Origin of the sequence: Rhizobium sp. CG4 (assembly GCF_023701965.1) — a bacterium.
GTDB lineage: Bacteria > Pseudomonadota > Alphaproteobacteria > Rhizobiales > Rhizobiaceae > Agrobacterium.
This window is the reverse complement of sequence record NZ_JABAEG010000003.1, coordinates 1-17,905: the sequence shown is the minus strand read 5'-3', so window position 1 is coordinate 17,905 and position 17,905 is coordinate 1. Positions and strand designations below refer to the sequence as shown.

Annotated in this window: 17 protein-coding genes and 1 pseudogene; 8 read left to right on the top strand and 10 right to left on the bottom strand. The window is 54.4% G+C overall.

Annotated elements, in window-relative coordinates; genetic code table 11:
* Positions 1-43: 43 nt before the first annotated feature.
* Positions 44-1,048, bottom strand: a complete 1,005-nt coding sequence (locus tag HGO37_RS10320; protein ID WP_250983677.1) for a GlxA family transcriptional regulator — start codon at positions 1,046-1,048, stop codon at positions 44-46.
* Complete coding sequence (locus tag HGO37_RS10315) at positions 1,048-1,608, bottom strand: isochorismatase family protein (RefSeq protein ID WP_250983274.1); 561 nt, start codon at positions 1,606-1,608, stop codon at positions 1,048-1,050. The genes HGO37_RS10320 and HGO37_RS10315 overlap by 1 nt, the downstream gene beginning before the upstream one ends.
* 184 nt (positions 1,609-1,792) lie before the next feature.
* On the opposite strand from HGO37_RS10315, the gene HGO37_RS10310 reads away from it, so the two are divergent.
* Positions 1,793-2,779 carry a Gfo/Idh/MocA family protein gene (locus tag HGO37_RS10310; protein ID WP_250983273.1) on the top strand — a complete coding sequence of 329 codons (987 nt, stop codon included), beginning with the start codon at positions 1,793-1,795 and terminating at the stop codon, positions 2,777-2,779.
* Between the two features lie 25 nt (positions 2,780-2,804).
* On the opposite strand, the gene HGO37_RS10305 is transcribed toward HGO37_RS10310, so the two are convergent.
* Complete coding sequence (locus HGO37_RS10305; RefSeq protein WP_250983272.1) at positions 2,805-3,191, bottom strand: GtrA family protein; 387 nt, start codon at positions 3,189-3,191, stop codon at positions 2,805-2,807.
* Positions 3,188-4,192 (bottom strand): glycosyltransferase, encoded by a 1,005-nt coding sequence (locus HGO37_RS10300; RefSeq protein ID WP_250983271.1) that lies wholly within the window; start codon positions 4,190-4,192, stop codon positions 3,188-3,190. Before HGO37_RS10300 ends, HGO37_RS10305 begins: the two co-directional genes overlap by 4 nt.
* Before the next feature lie 123 nt (positions 4,193-4,315).
* On the opposite strand from HGO37_RS10300, the gene HGO37_RS10295 reads away from it, so the two are divergent.
* On the top strand, positions 4,316-6,160 hold the full coding sequence (locus tag HGO37_RS10295) for a hypothetical protein (protein ID WP_250983270.1): 1,845 nt from the start codon (positions 4,316-4,318) through the stop codon (positions 6,158-6,160).
* Between the two features lie 29 nt (positions 6,161-6,189).
* Here the strand turns inward: HGO37_RS10295 and HGO37_RS10290 are convergent, their stop codons facing one another.
* Positions 6,190-6,420 carry a hypothetical protein gene (locus tag HGO37_RS10290; protein WP_250983269.1) on the bottom strand — a complete coding sequence of 77 codons (231 nt, stop codon included), beginning with the start codon at positions 6,418-6,420 and terminating at the stop codon, positions 6,190-6,192.
* 189 nt (positions 6,421-6,609) lie between these two features.
* Between HGO37_RS10290 and xseA the strand changes: the two genes are divergently transcribed.
* Positions 6,610-8,211, top strand: coding sequence for an exodeoxyribonuclease VII large subunit (gene xseA, locus HGO37_RS10285; RefSeq protein ID WP_250983268.1), 1,602 nt, complete (start codon positions 6,610-6,612; stop codon positions 8,209-8,211).
* 49 nt (positions 8,212-8,260) lie between these two features.
* On the opposite strand, the gene HGO37_RS10280 is transcribed toward xseA, so the two are convergent.
* Both HGO37_RS10280 and HGO37_RS10275 read right to left on the bottom strand, forming a co-directional pair.
* Positions 8,261-9,463: a mandelate racemase/muconate lactonizing enzyme family protein gene (locus HGO37_RS10280; protein ID WP_192486594.1), complete on the bottom strand. Its 1,203-nt coding sequence runs from the start codon at positions 9,461-9,463 to the stop codon at positions 8,261-8,263.
* A gap of 61 nt (positions 9,464-9,524) precedes the next feature.
* The gene (locus tag HGO37_RS10275) at positions 9,525-10,232 is read right to left on the bottom strand and encodes a FadR/GntR family transcriptional regulator (RefSeq protein ID WP_250983267.1); all 708 of its coding nucleotides are present in this window, start codon (positions 10,230-10,232) and stop codon (positions 9,525-9,527) included.
* Positions 10,233-10,779: 547 nt separating this feature from the next.
* Between HGO37_RS10275 and HGO37_RS10270 the strand changes: the two genes are divergently transcribed.
* Positions 10,780-11,643, top strand: a complete 864-nt coding sequence (locus tag HGO37_RS10270; protein WP_250983266.1) for an EamA family transporter — start codon at positions 10,780-10,782, stop codon at positions 11,641-11,643.
* Between the two features lie 3 nt (positions 11,644-11,646).
* Here HGO37_RS10270 and HGO37_RS10265 read toward each other — a convergent pair whose 3' ends face one another.
* The 3 genes from HGO37_RS10265 to HGO37_RS10255 form a co-directional block, all read right to left on the bottom strand.
* Entirely contained in the window at positions 11,647-12,894 is a 1,248-nt protein-coding gene (locus tag HGO37_RS10265; protein ID WP_250983265.1) for an aminopeptidase, read from the bottom strand.
* 152 nt (positions 12,895-13,046) lie between these two features.
* Entirely contained in the window at positions 13,047-13,523 is a 477-nt protein-coding gene (gene ybaK / locus HGO37_RS10260) for a Cys-tRNA(Pro) deacylase (protein ID WP_250983264.1), read from the bottom strand.
* Positions 13,524-13,534: 11 nt separating this feature from the next.
* Entirely contained in the window at positions 13,535-13,885 is a 351-nt protein-coding gene (locus HGO37_RS10255) for an ArsC family reductase (protein ID WP_250983263.1), read from the bottom strand.
* 181 nt (positions 13,886-14,066) lie between these two features.
* Between HGO37_RS10255 and HGO37_RS10250 the strand changes: the two genes are divergently transcribed.
* From HGO37_RS10250 to HGO37_RS10235, 4 genes and pseudogenes are all read left to right on the top strand, one after another.
* Positions 14,067-14,234, top strand: coding sequence for a hypothetical protein (locus HGO37_RS10250; protein WP_250983262.1), 168 nt, complete (start codon positions 14,067-14,069; stop codon positions 14,232-14,234).
* Positions 14,235-14,532: 298 nt separating this feature from the next.
* Positions 14,533-15,171 carry a 5'-methylthioadenosine/S-adenosylhomocysteine nucleosidase gene (locus HGO37_RS10245; protein WP_250983261.1) on the top strand — a complete coding sequence of 213 codons (639 nt, stop codon included), beginning with the start codon at positions 14,533-14,535 and terminating at the stop codon, positions 15,169-15,171.
* A gap of 82 nt (positions 15,172-15,253) precedes the next feature.
* Positions 15,254-16,816 (top strand): glutamine-hydrolyzing GMP synthase, encoded by a 1,563-nt coding sequence (gene guaA, locus HGO37_RS10240; protein ID WP_250983260.1) that lies wholly within the window; start codon positions 15,254-15,256, stop codon positions 16,814-16,816.
* 800 nt (positions 16,817-17,616) lie between these two features.
* A pseudogene (locus tag HGO37_RS10235) lies at positions 17,617-17,841 on the top strand (LysR substrate-binding domain-containing protein); the annotation flags it as partial.
* Positions 17,842-17,905 lie beyond the last annotated feature (64 nt).

Genomic DNA, 17,905 nt, shown 5'->3' with positions numbered 1-17,905 from the left:
TGGGATACTGCCTGCCCGCGTGATGAATCGCGGCGGTCACATCTCACGACAGATGCGAACGGTAATGACTGGGTGAGTGGGAATTATGTTCAGACCACACACGGCGAAGATGACGTGTCGAGGCAAAACCGGAGCGTTCCGCCACGCTCTCCATGTCCAGTCGCGAATTGCTGATCAGATCGCGCGCCAGATTTACCCGCATCAGGTTGACATAGTCCACCACGCTCATGCCGGTATGTTCGCGAAACAGCCGCGAGAGATGCCGCTGGCTGAGACCAGAACGTCCCGCCAGTTGCGGTAAAGACCACTCTTCGGCGGGTGCGGACATAATGGCATCCTGCGCCTTATGGATTGACGGATGAATATGGTTGCGACCGCTCAGCCAAGGTGAAATCTGCGGATCGTGACCGCTGCGGCGGAGATAGACGACCATGGTTTGCGCGATGCGCGCCGCGACCACGGGGGTCGTCAGACCCGACACGATATGCAGCAGCAGATCGATGCCGGTCGAAATTCCCGCACTTGAGAAACGTTTACCATCCTCGACAAACAGCCGGTTTTCCAACACCTGCGCCAGAGGTGCTACACGGCGCAATTCACTTATACAGTCGGTATGGGTGGTGCATTGGTGTTTGTCGAACAGTCCAGCTTGCGCTGCGATCAATGCACCGGAGCAGATGGAAATAATGACGGTATCGTCTCTGACGGTGCTGCGCAGCCAATCGGCCAAAGCACGCCTTTCCCGGCTGATATCACTGTCTGAACCGGCACCGGGCGGCGTGACAGAAGAACTGCCTGAAATCAGCACCATGGCATTATCAGGCAACTCGTTCGGCAGAGTCTCAAGCCCCGCCAAGGTCAGGCCAATGGTGGTGGACTGTGTTTCGCCTGACGCGATGAAATGGCAATCAAAATGAATGTGGTTTTGCTGTTGATTGGCATAACGCAGCACCTCCAGTGGGCCAGCGACGTCCAGCAGCAGAGTTTGCGGCGGCAGAACCACAAAGACAGAAATAATTGTTTTTGAAGCGCCGCCGCTTGTGTTCATCATGCTGTTGCTTTCGTTCCTACCAAAGCGTCATCGACCGTGGCGATACGCGCAAAACGTCCGGCGAGGACCAACTCGGTGCGTTTGGCAATCTGCTCGGGCGAAAAAACTTCACCGGAAGCACGTGTCATCGGGAAGGTTAGCGTTGCCTCGGTTACGTAGTCCACGCTGTAACCAATATCGGAGCCATGGCGGGTTGTCGTTTCGCAGCATTGCTCAGTGCGAATACCCGAAACGATCAATCGCGTGATGCGATTTTCTTTCAGCCAAGCGTCAAGCTGCGTGCCGACAAATGCCGAATGGCGGTTTTTGCGAAACGTCACGGCGGGGTTGATCTCAATGCCATCAAGCGTGCGAACAAATCCGTTTTCTTCGGAAAATGCGTGGTCACCGTCAACGTGAAAAATCTGGACGACCGGAATACCAGCAGTGTCTGCACCATCGATCAGTTTCTGCTGTGCCGAAAGATAGGTATTCAGACCGCTTTCCTCGAAATACGGTGTGTGCCGGAACGATTCCTGCACATCGATCACCAAAAGCGCTGTTTTCTCATCGGACATTTTCTGTATCTCCAGTTTTCAATGGATACAGTTTTTCGCATTTCTATAAAAGTAAAAAGGCGGCTACACGCCAAATGCAGGACATATCCAGCCATCAATGCGATCAACATATCCGGTCTTTCGTCTTCGGTTGCTTGTCTATCATGGCATGCTAAGGTGCTGTCCACATTCTAGGGAGATGAGCATGCTACGTTTTGGAATTCTGTCGACAGCGAAAATCGGCCGGGATCTGGTTATTCCTGCCATTCAAGATGCGGAAAATGCCGTTGTCACAGCGATTGCCAGCCGCGATCTTGCCAAAGCACGTCAATTGGCAGACCGCTTTTCGGTGCCACACGCCTTTGGTTCCTACGAGGAAATGCTGGCCTCCGACGTCATCGATGCCGTCTACATTCCTTTGCCCACTTCCCAGCATGTTGAATGGACGATCAAGGCTGCTGACGCTGGCAAACATGTATTGTGCGAAAAGCCGATTGCCCTGAAGGCCGATGAGGTCGACAACCTGATTGCCGCGCGTGATCGCAACAAGGTGCTAGTGTCGGAAGCCTATATGGTGACCTACGCTCCTGTATGGCTGAAAGTGCGCGAACTGCTCTCCTCTGGCGCGATTGGCACGCTGAAACATGTGCAGGGCGCATTTAGCTATTTCAATCGCGATCCGGGCAATATGCGCAATATTCCGGAACTTGGTGGCGGCGCCCTTCCCGATATCGGCGTATACCCCACCATCACCACCCGTTTCGCGACCGGCAAGGAGCCGAAGCGCGTGCAGGCCGTGGTGGAGCGTGACCCGGTTTTCGGAACCGATATCTATTCCAGCGTCAAAGCTGACTTCGGTGATTTTGAACTGAGCTTTTATGTCTCGACACAGATGGCCAACCGCCAGGTCATGGTGTTCCACGGCACCGAAGGTTTCATTGAGGTAAAATCACCCTTCAATGCCGACCGTTACGGCGCCGAGGAGGTCGAGTTGACCAACCAGAGCCATGGCCTGTCACAGATTTTCCGTTTTCAGGACAGCCGCCAATACCGATGCGAAATTGAAGCCTTTGCGGCGGCCGCAAAGGGCGGCGATGCCGATGTCGTGTCACTCGAAAGCTCTAAAAACAGCCAGCGTTTTATCGATGCGATTTATCGCGCGGCTGACAAGGATGGTTGGGAAACGGTGTAGGCCGTTTCCGTGTCCTTTAGCGCAATCAGCCACCTTCGCGGCGACGAAAGACGAACCGTGAGTAACCGAAGTAGCTGAATGCCATTGCCGACAGCGATGACAGAAACAGCGCGATGAACGGTTGCAGGTCGGGATTGCGCAGCAAAAGAAGAGCGTAAATGCCGTAATTGATCAGGGCCGCGACGATGCCAACAAAGGCATATAAAAAGCCCTCATGCAAAACACGGCGATCCGACTTGCCAAAGGTGACATGGCGATTGACCAGCCAAGTGAACAGCATGGCGGTGGCAATCGCAAAAATACGGGCGATGAAGGGACCAGCTGGCGTGTAGGCGATCAGCAACAGCGTTACGCCGGCATCCACGGCAAAACCCGAGCCGCCCGCTATCACAAACCAGAAAAGTTTTTTCACGCCACCCTCACATCCTTGTCGTTGCCGTTCTGGCGCGGGACAGGTGTTTCGGCAAGGGCTTTGGACGATATTTGTTTCTGATTCAGATAATGGATGCGCAGCTGTTCATTACGCGAGCGCGCAACGGAATCGAGAACCAGACCGGCTGTAAATATCAGGAACGAAATCATCAGCAGAGCCATGGAGAGAACCCAGGTCGGCATTTTCGAGACCAGACCTGTGGCGAAATACTCCGCCAGAACCGGCGTCATAAAGGCCATGCTGATCGACAGCGTTACCGCGCTTGTCATCGAGAAGAACGCGAAAGGCCGGGTCTCCTTCATCAGCATGGCGAACATCCATAGAATGCGCAGACCGTCCTTGTAGGTGGAAAGTTTGGAGTGCGATCCTTCCGGGCGGCGACCGTAATCCAGCTCCAGCTCACATACCGGTAACTTGAGACGCGATGCATGCACCGACATTTCGGTTTCAATTTCAAAGCCTGCCGACACCGCCGGAAAGCTTTTTACGAAACGTCGAGAAAACGCCCGGTAGCCGGAGAAAATATCGGTAAAATCGGTGCCAAAGATACTGCGATACAGGATATTGAACATACGATTGCCAGCAGCGTGGCCCTGACGTCCCGCATCAGCCGTGACGCCACGTCGTGTACCCACGACCATATCGGCGCGTTCCGTCAGCAATGTGCGGATCAGTTCTTCGGCATCTGCTGGAGAATAAGTGCCGTCTCCATCCGCCATAACGTAGATATCGGCTTCGATGTCTGCGAACATGCGGCGCACGACGTGACCTTTGCCCTGACGGCGCTCACGCAGAACTTCCGCGCCCGCCAACATAGCCTGCAGGGCCGTCCCATCAGTGGAGTTGTTGTCATAGACCACGATGCGGGCACTTGGCAGAGCCTCGCGAAAACCTCTCACGACACCGGCAATCGTTGCCGCTTCATTATAGCACGGCAATAACACGGCCACGGTTACATCGCTGCTGGGCGCAAAGGTCATGATTTCTACTCAATACAACAGAAAATCTTCAGCCGGAGAACAAGAACCAGCCCGTTTTACTATTTCTTGAGAAGGTTAAATCTAGGTTGAAGAGACTAGTAAACACATACGGAAAATAACAGCATGACAGACGAGACCCTGCCGGGACTTTCGAGGGAAACATGCAGGTCCAACCTGACAGAGGCAAACGGCAGCACTCTCTCCAATGGGCGTTTCTGGCTTATTGTGCTGGCCTATTTCCTGATCACGGCCGGTATTATTTTCTTCGGTAACCTGTTCACGGCAACGGATTATGTCGGCCTCGATAATGACGACACAATGCGTCTGGTGGAAGTACGCGACCTGCTTGCCGGTCAGGGATGGTTTGACCTGATGCAATATAGGCTTGGCCTCACCGGCGGAACGCTGATGCACTGGTCGCGCGTCATCGATGTGCCCATCGCCGCCTTGATCAGCTTTTTTGGCCTGTTCCTATCGCCTGAAGGTGCGGAGAGGGTCGCACTTGCTGTCTGGCCACTTTCGCTGCTGTTTCCGCTTTTTGCAGCAACGGCTCTTGCCGGTCGTCGCATGGGTGGAGAAGCCACCATGCATATCAGCCTGCTGATGGCCGCCCTGCTCGCGTTCGGCAGCAGTCGCTTCTATCCCGGTGCGATTGACCATCACAATGTGCAGCTTGTGCTGACGATGGTGATTGTCGCCATGCTTCTTGACCCCAAACTTCGAGCCTCAAACTACGCGGTGGCCGGTGCTTGTGCCGCCTTTGCCATTGCAATTGGTGCAGAAACAACGCCGCTGATTGCAGCAACGGCTCTTGCGGTCGCCTTGTCGTGGGCCATCATTGGTGAAGCATTCCGCGCTGCTGCCAAGGCGTTCGGCCTTTCTCTGACGCTCACGATATCAGCCCTGTTCTTTCTAACCGTTCCATCGTCATCCTATTCACTGGTAACCTGCGACAGCCTTTCTCTCGGCTTTTACGGGCTGTCCGCAATCGGTGGAACGCTACTTTTCCTTTCCGCCAGCGCCGCCTCAACTCTTTCCAGGACAAAACGCTTCGCACTTCTGGCGATCAATGGCGTTGCCATTCTCAGCACAGCATCGGTGCTGGCACCACAGTGCCTGCAAAGCCCACTTGCAAACCTCGATCCGCTGCTGGTCAAATTATGGCTCAACAATGTGGGTGAGGCGCGCAGTTTCGTTGCGCAGGCACGGATCGAGCCGGAGGGACTTGGTGCATTTTATGCGGCGGGCTTGCTGGCTATGGGGCTCTGCCTTTACCGAATTACCAGCGGTCACAAGGCCCTTCCTCACGCAGTGCTGTTTCTTCTGATCCTGATCTGCTGGGTAATTTCATTGATCCAGCTTCGCGTCGCAATTTTCGCAAATCTGATTTCCATTCCCGTTCTCGCGGTTACGATTGCGAACCTGCGCGAAGCAGCAATGCAAAAACGGTCTTCTGGTGCAAGCTTCGGCTATCTTCTGCTGTTTGCCATTTCCACGCCGCTGATCTGGGCTCTGGCGGCCTCTTGGTCGATTACCGGGTGGAATATGATTAGCGGTCGCACAGTTGCTGCCGTCGGAGGTAACACAGCCTGCGTGAGCAGAGGCGATTTCGCGCAATTGGCACACCTGCCAGCTACCGTTGTCGCGGCCCCTGTCGATAGCGGCGCCCCTATCCTTCGATTTACCGATCACAGGGTGCTCAGCGCACCTTATCACCGCAATCAGGGTGGCATGCTGGCAGAAATCCATATCGGCCTGTCATCGCCCACGGAAGCAGAGGCTTTCCTGCGTGGTGCAGATGTTGGCATTCTTGCCTTCTGCACCAGTGATATCGGCACGAAAAATCTTGTCGAAGCGGCACCGGATGGGCTGTACGCGTCGCTGGCGCGTGGTGTTGTCCCGGATTATCTGGAGGCTCTGCCCAAGGATGAAACGTCCAGCCTGCAGCTTTACACGGTTCGCCCCTGAGGCGGACCTGTTGGGTGATGACTTGAGTGTTAGGCGGCGCGCAGTCTGTGAACCAGCAGCATGCCGCAAAGCAGGCTGATGATACCGGTATTGTATCCGGCAACAGCGATCACCAACGGCAAGAAGGCGACAGGACCGGCTGAGACAAAAGCTGCAGCTGCGAAGGTGCCACCGATCATCAAACAGATGAGGATGATGCAAAATGCCGAGCGAAGCATAACGGCTGTCATGCCCAAAACCATGGCGGTTAAGAAGATCATTTGTCCGCCTCCTGTGCGACTTTAACTGACCTCAAAATGGCCCGCATATCCTAAAGAAACATTGCGATAGGTCATGGAAGCAAGCAGGTTTCAGCCCTTTGTAGGGTTATGGTTTCACCGTCATTAATCGTCACGTTACAATCTCTCCATAAACGTTCACAAACCGGTCATCATTGGCTAGAAACGGGAATGAGCAATTTTTTCGAGAGCGATTCTGGCAGCAATCTCACCGAGTTTTCCGTTTCGGAACTATCCGGTTCCATCAAGCGGACGGTTGAGACGGCGTTTGATCATGTGCGGGTGCGCGGTGAGATTTCCGGTTATCGTGGGCCACATTCTTCGGGCCATGCGTACTTCTCCTTGAAGGACGACAAGGCGCGGATCGATGCAGTGATCTGGAAAGGCAGTTTCAGCAAGCTGAAGTTCCGGCCGGAAGAAGGCATGGAAGTGATTGCCACGGGCAAGATCACCACATTCCCTGGCTCGTCCAAGTACCAGATCGTTATCGAAAACCTGGAACCGGCCGGCGCCGGTGCGTTGATGGCGCTTCTAGAAGAACGTCGCCGCCGGCTTGCTGCCGAAGGGCTGTTTGATCAGGGGCGAAAACAACTGCTGCCGTTCATGCCCAGGGTTATAGGCGTCGTAACTTCGCCCACCGGAGCAGTTATTCGCGACATCCTTCACCGTATTGCCGATCGTTTTCCGGTTCACGTCATTGTATGGCCGGTGAAAGTGCAAGGTGACGGTTCGGGAGAGGAAATTGCAAATGCCATCAGGGGCTTTAATGCGATCGCCCCCGGCAGCGCTATTGCCAGACCGGATGTACTGATCGTTGCGCGCGGCGGCGGCAGCCTTGAAGACCTATGGAGCTTCAACGACGAAATTGTGGTTCGTGCAGCCGCTGACAGCGATATTCCGCTGATATCTGCCGTTGGCCACGAAACCGACTGGACGCTAATAGACCACGCAGCCGATGTGCGTGCACCAACACCAACCGGTGCTGCCGAAATGGCGGTTCCTGTTCGTGCAGATTTGCAAGCGCAGCTTGCTGGACTTGCTGCACGACTTGCTGGTTCAACGACACGGCAAATGGACAATCGTCGCCAGGGTCTGCGGGCGCTGGTTCGTGCATTGCCTTCGCTAGACCAGCTTCTGGCCCTGCCCCGTCGTCGTTTTGACGAGGCTGCCAGTGGACTTGGTCGCGGGCTTGAGTTGAATACGCTGAACAAGCGACGCGCCTTTGAACGCATCGCCTCGGGCCTGCGGTTGGACATGCTGGTTCACCGCCTGCAAGTGCAGCGTCAGGCGCTTACTGAGCGTATGCAGCGGGCTGATCGGATTGTTGAACGTCGGCTGTTGCAGGCTACCGCTCGCGTATCGTCGTTTGATTCCGCCCTACGCACCTTGCCTGTGCGGCTGCTGGGGCAAGTTGAACGCCAAAAAGAACGGGTTACGGGTATTTCGCGGCGCGCCGATACAGCGGTTCTGCACCGCATGGCACAGAACCGCTCAGGACTGGCGGCACATGAGCGTATTCTACAATCTCTGTCTTATAAAAATGTTCTGAAACGCGGTTATGCTGTCATCCGCGATGAGGAAAACCGTACATTAACGCGCGCCGAAGCCGTAAGCAGCGGCATGTTTGTGTCAATGGAATTTGCCGATGGTCGTGTGTCAGCCGTTACCACGGATGAGACCGGGGCTGCATCTCCAACGGAGACGTCGGCGCCTAAAAAGAAGACGGCAAAGCCAGCATTATCCACTCCGACGGATCAGGGCAGCCTGTTCTAAAGGTCATCGCGCAAAGCTGGCTGGCAACTTTGCGCGATGAATGATCGGTTTAGATCGAATTGGCATCCGAGAAACGACGGCTGACGGTGAAGGCCTTCTCGAGATCCGGGTGCAGTTCCATGCCGAGGCCGGCACCGGGTGGCACAGTGATCATGCCGTTTTTCACTTCAGGCAACGCCGTCACCAGATCGCGGTACCAAGTCTTGTAGAAGGCACGGACACTTTCCTGAACCAATGCGTTTGGCGCGTTGAGCGAGAGGTGGGTAGAAGCGCACAGCACAACCGGACCGGTGCAATCATGCGGCGCGACCGGCAGATGCCAGGCTTCAGCCATGGAAGCGATCTTGCGGGCTTCTGAAATACCACCGCACCAGCTGATATCCAGCATCATCACGCCAGCGGCACCGGTTTCCAGCAGGTCACGGAACGCCCAACGAGAGCCGAGCGTTTCAGACGCCGAAATTGGTGCTGGCGATACGGCAGCGTAACGTGCGAGGCTGGACAGGCTGTCCATTTTGATCGGGTCTTCGTGCCAGAAGGTGTTGTAGGGCTCCAGTGCCTTGGCAATCTGCATGGCGGGCAGAAGTTGCCACATGGAGTGGAACTCCACCATGATGTCCATTTTGTCGCCAACGGCCTTGCGGATTTTCTCAAACGGTACCAGTGCGCTTTTCAGATCCGGCATCGAGATATACTGACCACGGGTCTTTTCGGCGGCCGCGTCAAACGGCCAGATTTTCATGGCTGTGATGCCTTCTTCCAGCAGTGAATGCGCAAGCTCATCGGCATTGTGCAGGAAGCCGTTGAGATCGTCATATTCCTTGCCGCCGGACAGGCCGTAATTGCCGGTCTGCTGACCGGTCGCTTTTTTGATATATTCCGTGCCTGCGCAGGTGTTGTAGGTGCGGATTTCCTTGCGGCTGAAACCGCCAAGGAGCTGGGCAATCGGCTGGTTCGTTACCTTGCCGAAAATATCCCAAAGCGCGATGTCAAACGCCGAGTTTCCGCGTACTTCGGCACCGGAAGACCGGAAACCGAGGTAACCGACCAGATCCTGCGCCAACAAGTCGATCTCCAGCGGATTACGCCCGATCACGCGTGGTGCAATATATTCATGAACATAGGCTTCGACGGTTTCAGCACCGTAGAAGGTTTCACCCAGACCGGTTATGCCTTCGTCTGTGTGAACCAATACCCATAGAAGGTTCGCCCGTTCCGCGACGCGGACGGTTTCAAGTTTCGTAATTTTCATGGATTTCCTCCTGGAAAGCGGTTCAGGGAAAATCAGCTGCCCCTGAACCACATAAGACAGATTATGCTATTCCTGCTGCGATGAGTGCGTGCACGCTCTCGTCGAAATGTTTCGCCATCAATGTCGCGGCGATTTGCGGATCACCTGCGGCAATGGCCTGCCCGATGGCAATGTGAAGTTGGCCTGCCGCATGGCGTTGTTCGTCCGATGTGCGGCTTTTCCAGCCAATCGGCCATGTCTGGCGTGTGACATTCTGAAACGCACCCAGAATGAGCTCAAACACCGGATTTTTAGAGGCTTTTGCAACGGCAAGATGGAAGGCGAGGTCGTGTTCCATGACCTTTTCATTGTGGCCAAAATCCACTTCCATCTGGTTGGCATGGTGCAGAATGTCCAGCGCCTCGCTGTCGGTGCGGCGTAGCGCAGCCAGCGTAACCGTCCGCACCTCTATGGTACGACGAACATCGTAGATCTGCTGAATAGTGATCTGTTCGGTATGAATGCCATGTTCGAACATCAGCGACATTGCACCATGATCAAGCGTGGCAACTGTTGCACGCTTGCCGGGACTCATATCAATCAGCCGCATGGCGGAGAGCGACCGGAATGCCTCACGCACAACGGTGCGCGACACACCAAGCTGCTGCGACAGCGTCATTTCGCTTGGCAATTTTTCACCCGGAGCCAATTCATTTTCTCTGATATGGCGGGTGATGGCGCTGATGGCACCACTGACAAGGCCAAGGTCCTGCGAAACCTCTGTAAACATTTCTCCTCCAACCTGTACTACAGGTTTATGGATTATTGCGTACAAGAGTTCGTTGATATGTGCAAGGTCACGTTACGGCATAATTCGCCAAATCGCAGCCTAATTTAGGAAAAAATTATGCAGTGAATTGCCGAGTAGCAGGATTCCCAATGCACTATCGGCGGCAATACAAGTGAAAGATTGTCCAGGCTTGCCCAAACTCACCGGGCGACCGCTGCGTGGTCTTGTCGTGTTCTAGGGCACGGTCATCACGCCGATCCAGCAAATCGACGATCAGGACGACACAATCCTTTTCTTCCTCGGCCACCTTACCCCGACAACGCTAAATGCAACTGACTGAATGCAGCAGAGATACAGGTTTCTCAGAAGGTGGTTCAGGTCAATTCAGCCGCTACACTGCCTGTGTTCTGCGAACGCGGTCGGGAGTTCGCATTCGACCTGCATTCAGCATCCCCGCCCAAACTCCAAAGTGACTGGCCACCAATATTATCTTGACATCAAGACAAAATACATCAATCCTGATTTATCTTGATGTAGAGATTGTTTTATGATGCGAAATTTCCGATACACAACCGATGTTGCAGCGACGGCCATTGCCCCAGCGATCTGGGGTAGCACCTATTTTGTCACCACGTCGTTCTTGCCGCACGGCTACCCATTAACAGTTGCTATGTTGCGCGCCCTCCCCGCTGGCCTGCTTTTAATGTTGCTGGTGAGAAAACTGCCAAACGGTATCTGGTGGGGGCGCAGCTTCCTTCTCGGAAGCCTTAACTTCTCGTTCTTCTGGGCCATGCTATTTGTCTCAGCATACCGATTGCCCGGCGGTGTCGCCGCTACAGTTGGCGCAGTTCAGCCTTTGATCGTGATTGCCCTTTCACGCGTCTTCCTTGGCACGCCAATCCGTTTTCTTGCGATTGTTGCTGGCCTGATCGGCATAGCGGGCGTGGCACTGCTGGTTTTGACACCTCAGGCCGCGCTTGATCCCATCGGTGTCGCTGCGGGTATCGCAGGTGCGGTATCGATGGCGTTTGGCACGGTTCTGACGCGTCGCTGGCAACCGGCAGTTTCCAGTCTAACCTTTACAGCGTGGCAATTGACAGCCGGTGGAATTTTGCTTGTACCAGTGGCGCTGCTGCTGGAGCCAGCTCTGCCGACGCCCAGCACAGCAAATATTCTGGGTATTGCCTATCTCGGCCTGATAGGTGCAGCATTCACCTATCTGCTCTGGTTCCGCGGGCTCTCCCGTATTGAACCGTCAGCCGCTGCTTCTCTTGGCTTTCTTAGCCCACTGGTCGCAACATTGCTCGGCTGGCTGGCGCTTGGTCAAAGCCTAGCGCCAGTCCAAATTGTCGGCTTCATAATGGTGCTGGGCAGCGTCTGGTTAAGTCAGCGCAGCCAGATGCCCCGATAAAGATCAGGCCCATTCGCCCTTGCGCATGACGGGCACCTTCGTACCGTCTGCGCGAACACCATCGATATCGACCTTGTCGGAACCGATCATCCAGTCGATGTGAATAAGGCTTGAATTGCCGCCTTGGGCCTTGATCTGCTCCTGGCTGAGCGAGGTACCATCAAGGAAGCACTTTGAATAGCATTGGCCAAGGGCAATGTGGCAGGATGCATTTTCATCAAACAGCGTGTTGTAGAACAGAATGCCGCTGGCCGAGATCGGCGAAGAATGTGGCACCAGCGCCACCTCGCCCAACCGGCGAGCACCTTCGTCTGTATCCAGTACCTTGTTCAGGACCTCTTCACCCTTGCTTGCCTTGGCCTCTACGATACGGCCAGCCTCAAACTTCACCTGGATGTTGTCGATCAAGGTGCCCTGATGCGACAAAGGTTTGGTACTCGAGACATAACCATCGACCCGCAGCGCATGCGGTGTGGTGAACACTTCTTCGGTCGGAATATTCGGATTGCAGGTCACGCCATTTTTTGCCGTCGATGCACCGCCATGCCATTCATGGCCATCAGCAAGGCCGATCGTCACATCCGTACCGGGGCCGGTAAAGTGCAGGCTGGCGAAACGTTCGCCATTCAACCACTTTGAACGCTTGGCAAGGTTGGCATTGTGCTGAACCCACGCAGCGACTGGATCAGCCACGTCAACACGCGAGGCCGCAAATATCGCATCGGCCAGTTTATTGACCGCCTCGTCTTCCGGCACATCGGGAAATACCAACTTGGCCCAAGAAGGGTTGGGGTAGGAAATGATGTTCCAGTTGATATCAAAATTGGAAATCTTCTCCAAAGCAGGTTTGTAAGCCATGGAGTTGGCCTTGTTGGCGCGAGCAACCTTTGCCGGATCTTCCGCCGAAAGCAGCATTGGATTGTCGCCGGAAATAGCCAGGCGTGCGGCGCCGTTTGCATAGGCTTTTGCCATGCCTTCGTACAGCCAGCCGGACGCTCTGTCGAAATTGCCATCGCTGGCATAGCGATAACGCGCCAGCGTGGTTTCCTCATCCGAATAGAATGTCGTCACCAATCCGCTGCCAGCCAGATAGGCGTGCTTGGTCAAAAACCGAACCAGAGGCAGGGCAGCGAGCGGCGCCGTGATGACCAGATCCTGATCCTTCTGCAATTGCAGACCCACCTTGATGGCCACTTCGGCCAGCTTTTCAAGTTTGACAGGATCAATGGATGACGAAGATGAGAGTGTCATGATTTACCTCGAACTTTGTTACCAGAACGGAACGCAGGGCTGGATTCTTAGAGCCTGCGGCCCGACTTGGGAACCATGAACGTGATAAATTTCAGGCGGCGAACAATCACCTCTCTCCGTCGACCCGCAACACCACCCTGTCTTGAGAATAACTATTCCGCGACAATCGGGGCGACAATGGCATTGAGTGTTGTGACAGCATCTTGTGGCGACAGGCGCACCTGAAGGCCACGCTGACCACCATTGATGTAGACATACGCCTCAGTCATCGCCTGCTGCTCAACTGCTGTTGGCACTTTCTTTTTCTGTCCAAACGGGCTGATACCCCCGACGTGGTAACCGGTGATGCGCTCCGCTTCCGCAGGCTTCATCATCTGGGCCGACTTGCCACCAAAGGCCAATGCCAGCTTTTTCATGCTGACTTCCTTATCTGAAGGAACTACGACGCATACAGGTTTGCCGTCCAATTCAGCCATCAATGTCTTGAGAACGCGATGCGGAGGCTCACCGATCGCCTCTGCCGCCTGCAGACCGATGCGATCCGCCCCGGGGTCATAGTCATAGGTGACGGTCGAAAACGTGATCTTGTTCTGGCTGAGAGCCTGCGTTGCTCGCGTGGTCTTGGACATTATTTCTCACTTCAAGCGGAAAACAGGCGCTCGTAAATTTCAGGCTTAAAACCGACTGTTACGGTTCCGTCCTTTTCGAGCACCGGACGTTTGATCATCGAGGGTTGTTCGAGCATGAGGGCAACTGCCTTATCTCTCGACAAATCAGCCTTAGATGCATCGTCCAGATTTCTGAAGGTCGTGCCGGCGCGATTTAGCACCGTTTCCCATTCCGCCTTGTCACACCAGTTTTCAAGGTGCGCACGGTCAATGCCTTCCGCCTTGTAGTCGTGAAATCGATAATCGATGTTGTGCACTTCCAGCCACGTGCGGGCCTTTTTCATCGTGTCGCAATTCTTGATGCCATAAATGGTGACTGTCATCGGCTTCCCGTATTCTTGATCAAACAGATGCAATCCATAACAAATTCTGGCGACTGTGCAAATTTCCCGAGCAGCTTTTGCGCGAGATCAAACATTTCTGCATGGCTTGCCTGCTATATCATCGGTTGTAAACAGTCTCTTCAAGCACCATTATTAGGGCGTAAAAGAAACGGAGAGTAAAATGCGTAATATCGCAAAGAATTCGCGTAATTTCATTGGCCAGACGATCGCTATCTTTGGTGCCGCTGCATCGGTTTCTGCCGCTGTTCGCGCTCACCGCAAGCCAGCGCAGTCCGACCTTGAAGCCCTTGGTATCGATGCTGCTACTTTCGACAAGGTGCAGCTTTAATTCCGAGTCCACAGCCTGTTGCGTGGCGAGACATCTGTCTCGCCCTGTTGAGAAAGATTCGGCGCATCTAGCCTGAAAACACTTGAAGCCTCACCATATTGCTTAAAACCACGCAAGGTGATGCACTGAAAATATAACGATATATATTTTCACTTTATTTCCCGCATAAATTTTTCGTTAACGATATACTTGGATCGCGTGAGGCCGCCGTCATACGCCGCGCCCATACCATGCGCTAGGCATCGTCATATTCATCGGCTAAACAAAGGCCTTTCAGCACGTTGAAAGGTATAGTCATATGGATTTTCAACTTCTTGATATTGCCGGGAAATCAATTCTTTTTGCCATGGCAGCAGAAGCGGAGTACGGCCCACACCTCAAAGCAAGAATATCGCCACTGATGATTGGCGTTGGACCGGTCGAAGCTGCTGTGTCCCTGACCGCCGCCCTGTCTCTGCTCAAGACCAAAGGTGAGCTGCCTGACCTTGTTGTTTCACTTGGCTCTGCCGGCTCGCGCAGTTTGGAGCAAACAAGTGTTTACCAGGCAACATCCATTTCCTACCGCGACATGGACGCATCCCCCTTGGGCTTTGAGAAGGGCCGCACGCCATTTCTCGACCTTCCGGCGGAAGTAAAGCTGCCGTTTTTCATTCCCGGAATTGAGGGTGCTCGACTATCGACCGGAGGCAACATCGTATCCGGTTCCGCCTATGACACGATCGACGCGGATATGGTGGAGATGGAGAGTTTTGCCGTGTTGCGCGCCTGCCAGTATTTTGGCATTCCAATGGTAGGTTTGCGGGGAATTTCCGATGGCAAGGCAGAGCTTCACCACGTCAATGACTGGACGGAATATCTTGATATCATCGATGAGAAGCTGGCGCTGGCCATTGATCGACTGACATCAGCGGTTGAACAGGGCCAGATTGCCCTTTGAACCATTGCCTCACCGCAGAAATTCTGCCGTTTGGGGTCATCTGACAGTTGCCTAATCTGCCGGATTTCTTTAAAGGCTCGCCATGGAAAACACAACACATCCCGACAGCGTTCTCATCATCGATTTCGGTAGCCAGGTCACGCAGCTCATTGCGCGCCGTGTCCGTGAAGCCGGCGTGTATTGCGAAATCGTTCCCTTCCAATCAGCTGAGGACGGTTTCAAACGTCTGCAGCCCAAAGCGGTTATCCTTTCTGGCAGCCCAGCCTCGACACTGGAAGACGGTAGCCCACGCGCTGCACCAGTTCTGTTCGATAGCGGCGTTCCAGTTTTTGGTATCTGCTATGGTCAGCAGACCATGTGTATGCAGCTCGGTGGCAAAGTCGAAAGCGGGCACCACCGCGAATTCGGTCGTGCCTTCCTCGAGATCGACAAGGACTGCGCCCTGTTTGACGGCGTCTGGTCTGTTGGTTCTCGCCACCAAGTGTGGATGAGCCATGGTGATCGCGTAACGGCTCTGCCAGACGGTTTTGAGGTGGTTGCTACCTCATCCAATGCGCCGTTTGCATTCATCGCCAACGAAAAGAAGAAATATTACGCCGTTCAGTTCCACCCGGAAGTCGTGCATACGCCCGATGGCGCTAAACTGATTTCCAACTTTGTTCACAAGGTTGCGGGCATCAAGGGCGACTGGTCGATGTCGGCTTACCGTGCCAAAGCTGTTCAGGCTATCCGTGACCAGGTTGGCGACAAGCGTGTTATCTGTGCCCTCTCTGGCGGCGTAGACAGCTCTGTCGCAGCGCTGCTCATCCATGAAGCCGTTGGTGACCAGCTCACCTGTATCCTCGTGGATCATGGCCTGATGCGCAAGGACGAGGCAGCCAATGTGGTTGCCATGTTCAAGGAACACTACAACCTGCATCTCGTTCACGTTGACGCTGTTGATCGCTTTATCGGCGAGCTCGAAGGCGTCAGCGATCCTGAGACAAAACGCAAGATTATTGGTCGCCTGTTCATTGAGACCTTTGAGGACGAGGCCAAGAAACTTGGCGGCGCCGATTTCCTCGGCCAGGGCACTCTTTACCCTGACGTTATCGAAAGCGTCTCCTTTACCGGCGGCCCGTCCGTGACCATCAAGTCGCACCACAATGTCGGCGGTCTGCCTGAGCGTATGAACATGCAGTTGGTTGAGCCGCTGCGCGAACTGTTCAAGGACGAAGTGCGCGTGCTTGGCCGTGAACTTGGCTTGCCGGACAGCTTTATCGGCCGCCATCCTTTCCCAGGCCCTGGTCTTGCCATTCGTTGTCCGGGCGGTATTACCCGCGAGAAGCTCGAAATCCTGCGCGAAGCTGATGCCATCTATTTGGATGAAATCCGCAAGGCTGGCCTTTACGATGCTATCTGGCAGGCGTTTGCCGTTTTGCTGCCGGTTCAAACCGTTGGCGTCATGGGCGATGGCCGCACATACGAATTTGTCTGCGCCCTGCGCGCTGTAACCTCCGTAGATGGTATGACAGCCGATTTCTATCACTACGATATGGAATTCCTTGGTCGTGCAGCAACGCGCATCATCAACGAAGTACGCGGTATCAATCGCGTTGTCTATGATGTGACCTCGAAGCCACCTGGCACGATCGAGTGGGAATAAGGCTCGTCTTTTGACAGATGCTTCTTGAACCAAGTAACTGAGGGCCGCCGCTGGAGATATCCATCGGCGGCTTTTCTCTGGCCGGCGCTGGGGGCATTTTTCCTGAATGGGCTTGTCGGGAGCAGAAGTGAAATCCGGCCGTCTAGTGCTGCCGCATTCTCCTCGCCTATTCTCTTTTCGCTGGAGATTTTTCTTTGACTTCGTGTTGCTCGACGCCTTTTTTCGCCTCACCCTATTCACTCCAGTCGACACTTCTTCTTTGAAGTGTCGTTCCTTGCCAGTTTCTTCAAACGGTGCTTTTTCAAAGCAGGTGGCTCCGGCCTTTTAGATTCCGGCTGTATTTTTTTACCCGATTAAACCGGGACCTATTCTGATACGCTGGCCGCCTGTTTTCTGCTTTTGCTTCATCGCGATTTGTACGCCTCTCTCTGAGCGTTTCGTTCGTCCACTATGACATAGGAGCTGGCTCGTTGCGCAGCGGTTCCTATGCCTCTGTGGCCCGTCCGACTTTTGCTTTTAGGTGATTGAGGTTTGCCCCGTGATGTAGGTTTGCGCCTTCCAGTTCGCCTCCGGAGGCCGCGCGCGCAGAGTTATTCTGCGACCTGGTTGAGAGGCGGCGCTTACATTGCGGTCATTGTCGCCCTCTGAGGTGCAAGCAAGTCGATCGATCAGCTCTATTCCGCCCTGCCTTTCGCGCCGGGCCGATCATAAGAAGTGGTGCAGCACGTTGTGCTGCCTTTTTTGGCGCCGGCCGTCGTGTTGTTCGGTCTCCGCTGCGCGCCTACAATGATTTCGTCAAGGCGATGCGGCGATTGTGCCTTGAGGGTTTAGGCTTGGGGCGTGTTGGCGGTTTTCATGTGGAGGAAGATATTGAAGCGGGCAGACTTGTGTCTGTTCTGGACGATTATAACCCAGGCGATGTCGAGGTTATCTGGTGTGTCTATGGTGGTTCGAGACCATTATCTGGCCGGGTACGCGCCTATTTGGATTTTCTGAGCGAGCATGTTGTGCGAGCGTGGCCTTGATTTTCTGGTGGGACGTCTACCATTGGTTATTGAGCGTTTTGTCGCCGGCGGTTTTTCGTGGCTT